Annotated in this window: 9 protein-coding genes and 1 riboswitch; of the genes, 2 read left to right on the forward strand and 7 right to left on the reverse strand. The window is 58.1% G+C overall.

What is annotated here, in order from left to right:
* Positions 1-96: 96 nt before the first annotated feature.
* The 5 genes from nifK to IVB07_RS33375 form a co-directional block, all read right to left on the reverse strand.
* A complete protein-coding gene (gene nifK, locus IVB07_RS33355) occupies positions 97-1,656 on the reverse strand; it encodes a nitrogenase molybdenum-iron protein subunit beta (RefSeq protein ID WP_247767835.1) in 1,560 nt (519 codons plus the stop codon).
* Positions 1,657-1,736: 80 nt separating this feature from the next.
* Positions 1,737-3,239 (reverse strand): nitrogenase molybdenum-iron protein alpha chain, encoded by a 1,503-nt coding sequence (gene nifD / locus IVB07_RS33360; RefSeq protein WP_247767390.1) that lies wholly within the window; start codon positions 3,237-3,239, stop codon positions 1,737-1,739.
* Between the two features lie 2,011 nt (positions 3,240-5,250).
* On the reverse strand, positions 5,251-5,544 hold the full coding sequence (locus tag IVB07_RS33365; protein ID WP_247299071.1) for a hypothetical protein: 294 nt from the start codon (positions 5,542-5,544) through the stop codon (positions 5,251-5,253).
* A gap of 527 nt (positions 5,545-6,071) precedes the next feature.
* Positions 6,072-6,314, reverse strand: coding sequence for a hypothetical protein (locus IVB07_RS33370; protein WP_247767391.1), 243 nt, complete (start codon positions 6,312-6,314; stop codon positions 6,072-6,074).
* Between the two features lie 665 nt (positions 6,315-6,979).
* Positions 6,980-7,312, reverse strand: coding sequence for a hypothetical protein (locus tag IVB07_RS33375; RefSeq protein ID WP_247359569.1), 333 nt, complete (start codon positions 7,310-7,312; stop codon positions 6,980-6,982).
* A 247-nt stretch (positions 7,313-7,559) separates the two neighbouring features.
* On the opposite strand from IVB07_RS33375, the gene IVB07_RS33380 reads away from it, so the two are divergent.
* Together IVB07_RS33380 and IVB07_RS33385 are read left to right on the forward strand one after the other, a co-directional pair.
* Entirely contained in the window at positions 7,560-8,627 is a 1,068-nt protein-coding gene (locus IVB07_RS33380; protein WP_276578206.1) for a cytochrome-c peroxidase, read from the forward strand.
* An 838-nt stretch (positions 8,628-9,465) separates the two neighbouring features.
* Positions 9,466-9,630 (forward strand): hypothetical protein, encoded by a 165-nt coding sequence (locus IVB07_RS33385; RefSeq protein WP_247408877.1) that lies wholly within the window; start codon positions 9,466-9,468, stop codon positions 9,628-9,630.
* Between the two features lie 439 nt (positions 9,631-10,069).
* Here the strand turns inward: IVB07_RS33385 and IVB07_RS40535 are convergent, their stop codons facing one another.
* Both IVB07_RS40535 and metE read right to left on the reverse strand, forming a co-directional pair.
* Entirely contained in the window at positions 10,070-10,198 is a 129-nt protein-coding gene (locus tag IVB07_RS40535; protein WP_256464700.1) for a hypothetical protein, read from the reverse strand.
* A 383-nt stretch (positions 10,199-10,581) separates the two neighbouring features.
* The gene (gene metE / locus IVB07_RS33390) at positions 10,582-12,897 is read right to left on the reverse strand and encodes a 5-methyltetrahydropteroyltriglutamate--homocysteine S-methyltransferase (protein WP_247412004.1); all 2,316 of its coding nucleotides are present in this window, start codon (positions 12,895-12,897) and stop codon (positions 10,582-10,584) included.
* Positions 12,898-12,996: 99 nt separating this feature from the next.
* Positions 12,997-13,196: riboswitch (cobalamin riboswitch) on the reverse strand.
* Positions 13,197-13,520: the final 324 nt, after the last annotated feature.

The raw sequence follows: 13,520 nt of genomic DNA on the forward strand, positions 1-13,520 counted from the left end.
GACATTCGCACAGACCAAGAGGATGGCCCGGCGGAAAACCCGGGATCCCCGCCACAGCGCCGCTGTTCCTGCGGACGATGAGGCGGGGCGCTCGCCTCAACGTATGATGTCGAAGCTGTAGTCTGTCTTGCCAACCGAGCTGGTTTTTCTATCGATCTCATCAAAGATCTTGTCGAGAATCTTGACCAGCACATTCATGCTACCCTGATAGCCCCACACTGGATAACGATGGTGATGATGGCGATCGAAGATGGGAAACCCGATGCGGATTAGCGGCGTTCCAGTGTCACGCTCGAGATACTTGCCGTAGGTGTTACCGATCAGGAAATCGACTGGTTCTGTGAACAGGAGCGAACGCATGTGCCAGAGATCCTTGCCCGGGAAGGCGCGGCAGTTTCTACCGAACGGCGAGCTCGCGAACAGCGCCTGCATCTTCTGCTCCCAGCCCTTACTTCCGTTGGTCGAGAGCACGTGCGTCGGCTCAGCGCCAAGCTCCAGCAAGAATGCGGCAAGGCCATAGCAGAGGTCGGGATCGCCGTAGATCGCGAACTTCTTGCCGTGAACATGCGCGCTAGAGTCAGCCATTGCGTCTACCAGACGCCCGCGCTCCCGCTCCAGGGCATTGGGAATAGCCTTGTCGGTGATACGCGACAGCGTCATCAGGAAATCGTCCGTGGCGCTGACACCCAGAGGGTGATTGAAGGAGACGACCTCCTGGTCGTGCCCCTTGATGAAGGGCAACGTCTTCTCCGTACAATATTGCTGCATGGAAATGGTTGCCTTCGCATGGACTGCGTTCGCGGCATCCTTTAGTGTCGTGCCGCCATCATACATGCGGAACTCGCCGTCGGTGGGGGTATCGAACACATCACTGTTATCCGCGAGGATCGTGTAGCCGATCCCCATCAGCTCGAAGATGCGCTTTATCTCACGGATGTTTCCGACAGTGTAGCCGTCGAAGCCACCGATGAAGTTGATCCAGTTGTTCGCCTTGCGCTGGAGTTTAGGCGCCGTGCCGGCTTTGCCATCCCAGAAATGCTCGAGGATGCCCTTGAGCGCGTTGTCGTAGCCCGTAATGTGACTACCGACGAATGCAGGAGTGTGAGCGAATGGTACGTCGTAGTCCGCGGGGACTGAACCTTTTTCCTTTGATGTTTTGATGAAGGCGTTGAGGTCGTCGCCAATGACTTCCGCCATGCAGGTCGTGGCGACCGCGATCATCTTCGGCTTGTACATGTTGTAGCTGTTGGCAAGCCCGTCGGTCAGGTTGTTGAGCCCCCCGAACACAGCCGCGTCTTCCGTCATGGACGAGGAGACGCACGAAGTCGGCTCCTTGAAGTGCCGCGACAAATGGCTGCGATAATACGCGACGCAACCCTGGGAGCCGTGGACGAACGGCAGTGTGCGCTCGAACCCGAGCGCGGCGAAGACCGCACCTAGCGGCTGGCAAGCCTTCGCCGGATTGACGGTTAGCGCCTCGCGGGCGAAGTTCTTCTCGCGGTATTCGGGCGTCTTGGACCATTCTCCGATACGGTCGACTTCGGCGGGATCGTGCGGATTCTCAAATAGCGCCTTCTTATTGGCCAGCATCTGCTGGTATTCGTCTCCCCGGAAAAGCTCAGAGTGGTCGAGGATGTGTTCGGCGTTCTGTGTCATCATGGCACTCTTCAGGTTCTTGTGTTCGTTCTCCTGCCCTTCCCTCCTCTGCGGAAGAAAGGGCCCGAGCGTCGGCTTTCCTATTCCGCCGCCATGATGCTCGGCCGCGGAGCGTCCTTCCAAGGTGCGGTGGTCTTCCCCCAGATCGGGGAGTTGATTGCCATGTCCATGTCTCGGGCGAAGATCGCGAAGCCGTCATAACCGTGGTAAGGACCCGAGTAGTCCCAGGAATGCATTTGGCGGAACGGCACGCCCATCTTTTGGAAGACGTATTTTTCCTTGATACCGGAGCCGACGAGGTCGGGCCGGATCTTTTCGACGAAGCGCTCGAATTCGTAACCGGTGACATCATCGTAGATCAGCGTGCCGTCCTTGACGTAGTGCTGGGCGGTGCGCTGATAGTCGTCGTTGTGACCGAACTCATAGCCTGTGCCGACAACATCCATGCCGAGGTCCTCATACGCGCCGATGACGTGGCGAGGACGTAGGCCGCCCACGAACAGCATTACAGTCTTGCCATCGAGCCGCGGCCGGTACTTCGCGGTCACCGCATCGACCAGCGGCTGATATTTCGCGATGACGCGCTCGGCGCCCTCCTTGATCTTATCATCGAAGAAGCTTGCAATTTTGCGCAGCGACTCCGCGATTTTGGAAGGCCCGAAGAAGTTGTACTCGCACCAGGGAATCCCAAATTTTTCCTCCATGTGCCGTGAGATGTAATTCATCGAGCGATAGCAATGCAATATGTTGAGCTTCGCTTTCGGCGTCGCCTCCAATTCAGCGAGAGATCCATCCCCGGACCACTGGGCGATGACGCGCAGGCCCATTTCTTCGAGCAGGATCCGTGACGACCAGGCGTCGCCGCCGATGTTGTAGTCACCGATGATGGCGACGTCATAGGCGGTCGGCTGAAATTTAGAGCTGGCTTCTGGGGCGCTCTTGTCGAAGATCCAATCTCGAATGGCGTCGTTCGCGATGTGATGGCCGAGCGATTGTGACACGCCACGAAAACCCTCGCACCGCACAGGCACGATGGTTTTGCCGCCATATTCCTTTGACTTTTCTCTGGAGACTGCCTCGATATCGTCACCGATCAAACCAATCGGACATTCGGACTGAATGGTAATGCCCCTGTTGAGAGGAAACAGCTCCTGCAGCTCGTCGATGAGTTTGGTGACCTTTTTATCTCCGCCGAACACGATATCCTTTTCTTGGAAATCGGAAGTGAACTGCAGTGTCACGAACGTGTCGATGCCGGTCGTGCCGACGTAGTAGTTGCGCCGCGAGCCCCATGAGTACTGACCACAGCCGACCGGACCGTGGCTAATGTGGATCATGTCCTTGATCGGCCCCCAGACCACGCCCTTGGAGCCCGCGTAGGCACAGCCGCGGATGGTCATTACGCCCGGAATGGACTTGATATTGGATTTGACGCCACAATCGGACTTCCCCGCCTCGTGAACACTCAGATGCTTGGCGCGCCTTTTGGCAGTCTTCTCTGGGTAGACCTTCAACACCTCATCAATTAGCTGCTTGTTGCGCGCCTTGATCTCTGCGACGCTTTCGGTAGTTGCTCGGCTCATACAAATTTCCTTTCGATTGTCGTCTCAAATGAAGAAGCGGCGCTTTTCCGGTAGACCGACGGATTTCCGATCCGGCGTTGAGGTGTAAAGCGTGCAATCTCCCTGGCCGGTCCTACCGGACGCAACTCCGCGGGGTTCTGGATCATGCCGCAGCGGCCGGTCAGAATGTTGCAGCTCATCGGCTAAGCGCTTGCGAGCGCCATGTGTGACGCTGTTGATTTGTCGACGGAATGGCTGACCAACACGCGTCTCGGTGATGTCATGCCTGCCCTCCAGCCTTGGTCATATCGGCATCTTTACTCGCTCGCGTGCCATCAGGGGGCGGCCTGCCCCTCTGCATGTCGATGCAAAGGCTAACAGCCGCCTGTTGCGCAGGGGTTTGCAACGAGTGTGCCAGCGCTGATTGAACACAAAAACCCACGTCTGTAGAACTAGATAGCTGGCAGGATGCGGATGTTATAAACCCGACCCTGCGTGGCACCGACAGGCGTACCCGCTAACGCTCTGTCTGAAACAAAACAATCACTTGCGCTCTCCGCCAGCGAGATAGGTAGAGTCTTCGCGCGCCGGCGTCACTCCGGTGCGCAGCTTTGCTTGGCGCCCCATCGAGCGATCGCAAACACGATCGGCTCGAGAGAGTTCAGCGCACGTAGATGCGCCCATGGTGTTTGCGATCGATACGGAGCAAGTGATGATTGAGCGCTGCAGCACCTCTTCTGGATGACTAAGAGAACTCAGTTGTCAGCAGACGGCGTTGTTTCACTTACAGGCGATCTTTCGGTTCGCTCGTCATTCCAGTTGATCTCGTGGAGACGCGCTCTAAGTGGCGACACCCGATCTCGTGGAGAGCATTGGGGCTGATCGATTCTCAGCCCGCGATAGCCTTAAAGGCGCAAGCTCGTGGCCCTTGGTCATTCGGGGTAAAGAGGTCGGCGTTCTACAATGGCCCGTCCTTGTCATTCGGCAGTCCAGTTGCAGCTCGCTTCAGCATCTCGGTAAGACAGGCCGCGACGCAATTCGGCGCTTCGATCGGGCGCGCGTCGACTTTCTTTTATCACCGCTTGCGGAAGCGTGACGCGGTGAGCCGACGCCGGCACGCGGCACCGAGTGCAGCGACAACGAGGCCTGTCTGATGATGAGCGCGAGGCGCTGCTCCCACTACAGACGGACACCACTAGAGCGGCTCCATCAGCGCGGGCTGCCCTCAAATTCGCGTTGAGCGTTCATCCTCCGTCAATGAAGCTTCGCATATTCTCCGTTCGGCAAATAGGGCCCCGTGGATAGCCTACTTTTATCTACTTCCCGGCGCGAAATTGATGCTTTCCAGCCTTAGGGCCAACGGCATGGGGCAAAACAAACCCGCCGGCTGGACGGCGGGGGCTTGAAGCGAGCATGACGGGTCCGAGATCTACGGAGCGGCTCGGCTGCTCATCGTCCGGCCGATGTTGCGGAGGTTGAGATTACACCGAGGGCGAGCCAGCGCTGCATTCCGGGTGCGCCATTCTTGGCATCGCGGAACCAGCGCTTCTTCTGTTCGCGCTTGCGCTCAGGGCTTTTGCTCGGTCGATTGGGGATGCATACCCCCCAATGCTCACGCAGCGGCCTCGTTCTGGCAGAGTAGAATCCGGCGTCAGTCGCAACCAGCCGCGGCACGCCCCCTGGTAGGTGCGATGGCCGTGATCAACAGATCGCCATTGCGCCGCCGGACATAGAGTTAGTCGACAATCTTGCAGCTTGATCATTTTGCCGAACTCATTGGGCTTGCCGGCTTGTCCTTACGGATGATCTCGGGCCGGCGGCTCGAACACGCTGAGAACCTTATCTTCCACATGAGTGTCGCCGTGGAAGATGCGCGCCCAGGCTCTTGACGGATCACCCGCAGCACCAGCGGCAACATCCGATCGAGCTCCGCGCGGAGTCCCCTCCAGTGCGATCTGCTGCAGAATGTCCGTCGCCCTCTTCACTCCTTTGGATATTTCTGCGCTTGCGGAAATAAAGCGTAAGACACGAGTCACTTCCAAAAAAGAGATTCTGGCCAATCTATGAACTCCAATTCGAAGCTACGTAGGCCAGTAAGTTTGGTGGTGAATTTAAGGGTCTTCCCTGAAAGGGCTGCCAATGAGCCAGATGCGAACTTGAATACTGTCGTGCCGGAAGTTGCGACCGCAATGCCTTGCTCCCCTTCCATGCTAGAGAAGCCGGTCGCCTCGGAGAGTTGCCCAATTGCAACTCCCTCCAGCGCGCGGTGAAATTCCAGGGACGCTAGGTACGTTCCTTTATCAGCAGCCCACTCGCTGACCGACACTGCTGTAATCCCCGCGTCACGCGAGAGACCATCCGCGATCCGGCAGCCATATTGAACCGTGAGAATGACCCGCTCGTTCCGAACTCCGACCGGCTCTCGATCGGCGGCAGTGATCGTGCACGCGTACCGCCTTGTGTCCGCAACCGCGCTCGCGCTTAGCCCGAGCAGCTCGAGAGCGGAACATAATGCAAAAGCGATAGCGGCTCTTCTCATTCGGCTACACCTAGTCTGGAGTATCGTTCGCCTGCTCTGTACAACCTGACGCTACGGCCGATTCAAGCTTCTTCGATCGCTCTGTCGGATGAAAGCTACTCATGGTGACCGCGGTTTCGCAGAAACGGCGCAATCGGTGTCCCCCAGCCGTGGTCCTGGATGGCGGGCCCGAACGGTTTCATTATCGGCGCTCACCGCGGGCCAGCACATCGGTGAAAAGGCTGAGGACCGACGCATTTCAGCTCGGCGGCGGCCATGATGGCGCGGCGGTGCGCGGCGACGGAGCCTACGTTTCTGACGCAGGCGCATGCGTTCTATGAGCCGACGCCATTTTGCGCGCCAATGACCTGCGGCTCCCGAATTTTGCTTGACAGTGTCAATGTAAAAGGAAACGTGGTCGCTAGGAGCCGTTCAAAGGCAGATTGCCGCTCAAGCAGGCGATCTTCGAGAACCTTACGCTCGAGATCACTCAGCTCGCTTTTAAGCCTTCTTCGACAGCGCCAAATGTCATTCCGCACGTGGCGGATCTCATTCAATCGATCGTCAATCGCAGCCATCACCGACGCCATATCTAACTTGAACCAGCCATGGACAACTGGTCAATCACGTCCTTCCCTCAGTAAGACGCGGATGAGATCTCACGACCTGGCCATCTGCGGACATGATGTAAAGATCTCCTACCAACATGTCCTCTTGTACGGAAGTCTTTCAACGCAAGAGCACGAAGTGACCATTGCTTCTGCAGAAGTTCAGCGATTCTTGCGACCAGCGCGCAGGATTTCAAAAGCTGCCACTCGGCCGTGAGTGGGTCGAAATGGTTATCTTATCCCAACCCACACGCGGCCCGATCAGGTGTCAGGCCGGCACTTCAGCTGGTGTCGAATGGGAATATCCGAGTAAATCGGACGGTCGTACCGTCAAACTCTAGTCTTGGTAACAGATTTGAGATGGGCAATTGCTCTGCCAGCGAACCCCAGGTGGGATTCAAGGCAAGCCATGTTCAGGCTTCGGGGCTCGTCTGTTACAAACGAGCGCGATTTCGGAGGCGGCGCGCAAAGAGCCGACCCGAACTGAGTCGGCGAGCCTTCAGTCGGCAGGGCGAGGCGAAATCGTGAGCGATGCGCACCGCCGGGCGCCTCGGCTCAGTGTCTCGCCGTAGGCCAGCGTAGATCTTTGTACCGCCGTGCCACGTGTGGCCGGCAAGCCTGGCAATCGGATCTCATCACAAAACTTCCTGAGCGATGATGTCTAGCCGGGACTGGCGCTTGTCGCATCTGTGACACTGTATGTATTCATCAAAGCAAGACATCCGACGTTGTTCGGCAGCCCGGACTCGTTTTGTACCTAAATCAGCAGCTTGCATGTCAGATGCAAGACTGGCATGGGGGTTGCTATTGTCCAGCGACACCGTGAGCGCTGAGCGCGACCAGCGGTGCAACACGGATAGACTTCGCTGGAGCGTATTGGCCACCCAATCGCTCAATGGAGAACCGATGCGGCCACCGGACAGATTATCCTTTTTCGGCACGCTTATTGTTGTCAGATCGGCCATCATTCCGAAGGTTGCGGCGCTAGTCTGATCTACCAAGGTCGTGATCTAAGCTCAAAGCGAATTCGCGAATCAAATAACGGCTTAAAGCCTCTTGGGCGAACGCCGGCAGCGAGCACCTCGAAATCGAACATTTGATGCAGCCTCGCTTCACAGGATCCGGTGCATGCTGCGCCGGCCCGTTGAGGGAACAGAGTGTGGCATCGCTTTCGACTGTTTCCTTCGTATCAATCAGAACTGATGAGGCGGGTGTATGAACAAATCGATCCGGGAGCTTCGGCTTGTGGCTGAAGCATCTGTTTTGGCGATTGGCCTGTTGATGTCGTCAGGAGTTAGCGCGGACGATGATCTGATGAGAACCGCCAGGCAGATCTTCCATCCGATCCCCTCAATCATTCCTGCGGTAAAGGACAATCCAGTCACGCATGAAAAGGTCGAGCTTGGCAAAATTCTGTTCTTCGATCCGCGGCTATCGGCAAGCGAGATCATTAGCTGCAATACGTGCCACAATCTCGGCAGCGGCGGAGTCGATGCCGGTCCGACCTCAGTCGGTCACGGCTGGAAGGTCGGCCTACGTCGGGCCCCAACCGTCTACAACGCGGTGTTCAATTCGGCGCAATTCTGGGACGGACGCGCCGCGGACCTCAAGGCGCAAGCAACTGGCCCTGTGCAGGCGAGTGCCGAAATGAATGCGACTCCGGATCATGTGCTCGACACCTTGAACTCAATGGCCAGTTATGTCGTCTTGTTCAAAAATGCTTTCCCGAACGAGGCGAGACCGGTCAGCTTTGAAAACTTTGCGAAGGCAATCGAGGCTTTTGAAGCCACTCTCATCACACCTGCGGCCCCGTTCGATCAGTATTTGGAGGGCAATACACATGCTCTCGATGATCAGCAGAAGTCAGGGTTGGCGCTGTTTATGGAGAAGGGATGCTCCTCTTGCCACAATGGAATCAATGTCGGTGGACAGGCCTACTTCCAGTTCGGCGTGATGAAGAAGCCGGACGCAACCCTGCTTCCGCAAGCCGATAAGGGCCGATTCGCGGTCACCAAGGCGGTCGGCGACGAATATGTCTTCCGCGCTGCGCCGTTGCGGAACGTTGCTTTGCGAGCCCCTTACTTCCATTCGGGCCAGGTTTGGAGCCTGAAGCAAGCTGTTGCCTTGATGAGTGAAATCCAGCTCGGCGCCAAGCTTAGCGATGGGGAAGAAAACGACATTGTCGCGTTCCTGAATTCGCTTACCGGGCGGCTACCTAAGATCGAGTATCCGATACTACCCACCCGGACGAACACGACGCCAAAGCCTTCAATAGACAGATAGGATTAACAGCACCGGCCTCATATCTTGCCGAATGATAACAGATGCGACGCAAGAACCCGGCGTCCCGCAATGACGTTAAAATGAATGATCCCGTGCTGTCACTCATAACCAAGCGATCGGGTAGGAGGAAGCCTCGCGGCTTCCCCCTCCCACACCACCCTACGTACGGACCCGTAAACCGCGGTTAGTCAAGCCCGATTGAGATGGCGGTGCAGTCCAATGAGGAACGGCAGACCGAGGTGCACGAAAAAGGCGGCGCGATAAGCGTCGTTCATGTGGCTGGCCCCGGCATTCCACCAGGCCACGGCCGTTGAAGGCCGACTGCCATGCCCGCTCCGGATCGAGCCCACGTTGCATCAAGCGCTTGGCAGGTGTCCATGGTCGCTTCCACGGGCGCCAGAGGCCCGCCTTGGGGTCGGACGAATAGCCGTGGCCAGCGTTGCGGTGCCGGCTTGCGAACGCGTCCCTCAGCGCCATCCAAAGCCGGTCATCAAGAGAGCGCGCGATTCGCTGTCCACGCCGCGGATGCCCTTGGTCAGTAAGACGCGGTCCACGATGGGCCCGAGCAGCTTCTCTATTTTTTTGGCCGACCCTCTCCCACATCTCCGTTACGGCCGCCCAGTGAGCTTCCTGCTCCTCGTGACTCTCAGTGTCCGGCGTCCAGCCAGCCGACACCCGGCGCATGAACTATGGCGACACTCCGGGCGCGGCTCTCGCTGTCCGTCCAGACGCGATGGAGTTCGCCTGCCAAGGCCGTTGCCTGGCGGTGGGTCGGATGCACGGGAGCGTCATTGCGGACGGCCTGCCAAACACCCTCTAGATAGGCCGCGGCGACTCCATGCGCGACTTCGCTTCGCTGGGCTCTGTGGGTGCGGAGGGAAAATCGAACGGCCTGAGCGCTCTCGCTAGGCGTCACAAAAACGAAATCATCACCGAGCGGAATAGCCAGCTCGATGCCCGCAGCCTTGGCGCGGACGTCCGCTGGAATGCGCCGCACGAATGAAGGAAAGCAAGACCCGTCCCGGCGCATCGGCCGAACAACCCTGAACAGCAATGTTACACCCCATTGTTACACAGTCGGGGCCAGCGCAACACTCTGAAAGAGCATAACTTCTCGAATTGCTGCACATCAAGAAGTTGATGGTGCCCAGGAAAGGACTCTGACCTCCAAGTCATCGACCGGACACCACTCCGGTCGAATCGCGCCAGTCACGGCGGTCCGCGCCATGCCTGGCGCACCAAAAAAAGCCCGGCCTCCTCCGGAGGCCAGGCGAAAGTCACGCAGGAACGACGCTGCTTTACGCATCGCACCAGCTTTCGTCGGCAGGGAGGACTTACCGCCGATCGATCTTCGGCGAGGGCATTCGCCGTCAAACAAGGAGAAACGGATATCACTCCGCGCGAAATCTGGAGCCGTTTGCCTTCCGCTCCTGTCGGAAACTTCACGACTTTTCCACCACTCGCCCGCTGTCCGGTTGGGACGGCAGTGCCTTGACCGAGATGGGATCCTGCGCCGGTTTGGCTGCCGTGCCCTGAAACACAAGCGGCAGTTTGCCGTCGCACAGCAGCATTTGGTACGTCCCCAAAAACCAACAACGCTCGATTACCTCTCCCGAAGAGCGTGCCAGGGCCTGAATTTCGTATGACGTTCCGTAAGGACCGTAAAATAGATTGTTGTGATGAGACGCATCCACGCGATGGATAAATGAAAAAGTCGGGCTGTGCTTCGCGTCGAGCGTTAATGACGTCGCAATAGGACCTGATCGGACCTCGCCGGCATGCTGTCGGCCGTCGGGTCGAGAATCGAGCTTGTCGCCGGCTGTATGCGACCGCCTCCGCCGACGCCCGCCCGCATTCCGCGGCGCTGGGAACTTTGAAAGCTCCCAAGGACATCGTAAGCCCCCAAAGCGCGTGCATCTTGTTCACAAACGCGTTGGCGAAACGCTCCGGCCCATCATGGCTCGGCCCGCAACTCGCGTGCGGCGGCCACCATATTGACGAGCGCGGGACGCACCTCCTCCCACCTTCGCGTTTTCAGTCCGCAGTCGGGATTGATCCAGAGCTGCCGATCGGAAACTCGCTGCCGCGCCAACACAATAAGCTGCTTGATTTCCGCCGCTGCGGGAATGCGCGGTGAATGAATGTCATAGACGCCGGGCCCGATCTCATTGGGATATTTGTAGCTCTTGAAGGCCTCGAGCAATTCCATCTTAGAACGCGACGTCTCGATTGAAATGACGTCGGCATCCATTGCTGCGATCGCATCGATGATTTCGTTGAACTCGGAATAACACATGTGAGTATGGATCTGAGTTCCGTCGGCGACCGGGGAGGAGCAAAGGCGGAAGCTGTCCACCGCCCAATCGAGATAGTTCTTCCACTGCGATTTGCGTAGCGGCAATCCCTCCCGCAACGCAGCCTCGTCGATCTGGATCATGGTCGCTCCAGCCGCCTCAAGGTCGATGACCTCATCTCGGATCGCGAGAGCGATCTGTCGGCATGTCTCGCGCCGCGAGATGTCGTCACGGACAAACGACCAGTTCAGGATCGTCACCGGTCCGGTCAGCATAGCCTTGACGGGTTTTTTGGTCAGAGACTGCGCATAGCGCCACCATTCGACGGTCATGGGCTTCGGCCGGGAGACATCTCCGAACAGGATAGGCGGACGAACGTACCGCGAGCCATAAGACTGAACCCAGCCATGCTTGGTGAAAGCGAAGCCCAACAGCTGCTCGGCAAAGTATTGAACCATGTCATTGCGCTCGAACTCACCGTGTACGAGCACGTCCAGGCCGATATCTTCCTGCCACTTCACGGTACGGGCTGTCTCCGCTTTCAGAAGCTGCTCGTACTGCGTGTCATTCAACGTTCCCCGCGCATGAGCCGCGCGCGCATTCCGGACATCGGCCGTTTGCGGGAAGGATCCGATGGTTGTCGTTGGAAACATCGGCAATGCGAACGCGACGCGCTGGACGTCGGCACGCTGGGTGAACGCACTGCGACGGCGAAGCATGCTATCGTCGATCGCGGCGATTCGTCCGGCGACATTCGCATTGTGGATCTCGGGCGATGTTTCGCGGGTGACGGCTGCCCCCTCCGAAAGCGCAAGTTCATCGGCCACCTCGGCAGCATGGCCGGCCAGCGCTTTGCCCAATATCGAAAGTTCCTTGATCTTCTGAACTGAGAACGCCAGCCATGTCTTCAGATTGGGATCGAGATCGGTCTCTAGCTCAATGTCGATCGGAACATGAAGCAGCGAGCAGGAAGGAGCAATCTGAACACGGTGCCTGCCCAATTTTTGGACCATAGGAGCAAGTTGGTCGAGCAGCGCCGGAAGATTGGAGCGCCACACGTTCCGACCATCAACGACGCCTAGTGAGACCACGAGATCTCTACGGGTTGTGGCGACAATTGCGTCCAACTGGTCAGGTGCCCGAACCAGATCCACATGAAGCCCGGCAACGGGCAAGGCCAAGGTTGTTTCAAGATTGTCGCCGATAGCCCCGAAATATGTGGCCAGCATTATTTTAAGGGCCGGCACAACCTTTGCGAAATGAGCATAGGCCCGGCGGACAGCCGCCCGCGATGCTTCGTCGACGTCCATCACCAGGCATGGCTCGTCCAGCTGAACCCATTCAGCACCGCGCGAGGATAGTTCGCGGAGAACATCGACATAGACTGGGAGGAGCCGATCGAGCAGCGACAGCGGATTGAATGCGGGATTTGCGCTTTTGCCGAGCTTCAGGAAAGTGACTGGGCCAACTAGGACGGGGCGCGTTTGGTAGCCGAGGCTTTTTGCCTCCTCATATTCCTCGATCGGCTTTCGAGAGGAATACTTAAAGATCTGATCCCGGTGAAATTCCGGCACCATGTAGTGGTAGTTGGTATCGAACCACTTCGTCATTTCCTGTGCGGCTACGCCAGGCCCGTGCTGAGCGTGACCACTGTCCTGAGCGCCACGCGCCATGGTGAAGTAGGTCTTGAGCGACACAGGACCTTCGGTCCAGCCATAGACGTCGGGAATGGCGCCGACCATTAGGCTGGTATCGAGCACATGGTCGTAAAACGAGAAGTCATTCGAAGGAATGACGGTCGCACCGCGGGATTTCTGCCGTGCCCAATTAGCGGCACGAAGTCCACTCCCCGCCTCGAGGAGCTCGGCTTCGCTGGAGTTTCCCGCCCAGTAGCTCTCGAGCGCGACTTTGAGTTCGCGTCGTGGGCCGATGCGTGACGTCCCCAGTGTGGCAACGGGAAGCGAAAGAAAAGACATAGCTCAGACCCCATGATTGGGGCAAAGGCCATGGCGGACGCATGCAGCGAATATCGCGTGAGCGACAGCTGCTTGGCGCACACCGGGACACCCCGCCCGTGGACGATATATTGTCGAGGCAGGTCTCCTGGCTCGCGGGTCGTCGCTGCTGTCCGGCCTTCCCGAAGCCGCATGGCTTCAGTGACTTCGTTGGACAGCGGCTCGCCGCTTACAGTTGCGGGGGCAGCGCCGGCATTGCACCGGCTTCCCTCTTAGCTCCGGATCAAACGAATCCGAAGACCACGACGACTGGCATTAGGCGCACGAGGATCGATCCGTCAACCTACTAAGTGTCGCCGCGATATTGCCCAAGCGATTGCGAGCTGTACCAGCTAGGGCACAACGGTCTTACTCCCGGCCTGGTAAAAACGCCTAGATCTGTGGAGCCTCCGCTTGTGAATGCGTCCGTCAACACCCGCTTGGCGTACTCGGATGAGCCAACGCGAGCAGAACGAACGCGGTGGGCGCTTCGACATCTGCGTGATCGCGACAATCCGGTCTTTTCCGTCAGCAGCTTCTCGAACTCGCCCGCGAGGACGTTTGCGATCATCCTCGGCCGGCATCCGCTTGATCACAGCGCCATG

Origin of the sequence: Bradyrhizobium sp. 172 (genome assembly GCF_023101065.1) — a bacterium.
GTDB classification, from domain to species: Bacteria; Pseudomonadota; Alphaproteobacteria; order Rhizobiales; family Xanthobacteraceae; genus Bradyrhizobium; species Bradyrhizobium canariense_D.

Coding starts and splice junctions, on each gene's coding strand:
- nifK (WP_247767835.1), bottom strand. CDS start 1,656: ATGACACAGAACGCCGAACACATCCTCGACCACTCTGAGCTTTTCCGG.
- nifD (WP_247767390.1), bottom strand. CDS start 3,239: ATGAGCCGAGCAACTACCGAAAGCGTCGCAGAGATCAAGGCGCGCAAC.
- IVB07_RS33370 (WP_247767391.1), bottom strand. CDS start 6,314: ATGGCTGCGATTGACGATCGATTGAATGAGATCCGCCACGTGCGGAAT.
- IVB07_RS33375 (WP_247359569.1), bottom strand. CDS start 7,312: ATGATGGCCGATCTGACAACAATAAGCGTGCCGAAAAAGGATAATCTG.
- IVB07_RS33380 (WP_276578206.1), top strand. CDS start 7,560: ATGAACAAATCGATCCGGGAGCTTCGGCTTGTGGCTGAAGCATCTGTT.
- IVB07_RS33385 (WP_247408877.1), top strand. CDS start 9,466: ATGCGCGACTTCGCTTCGCTGGGCTCTGTGGGTGCGGAGGGAAAATCG.
- IVB07_RS40535 (WP_256464700.1), bottom strand. CDS start 10,198: ATGCTGCTGTGCGACGGCAAACTGCCGCTTGTGTTTCAGGGCACGGCA.
- metE (WP_247412004.1), bottom strand. CDS start 12,897: ATGTCTTTTCTTTCGCTTCCCGTTGCCACACTGGGGACGTCACGCATC.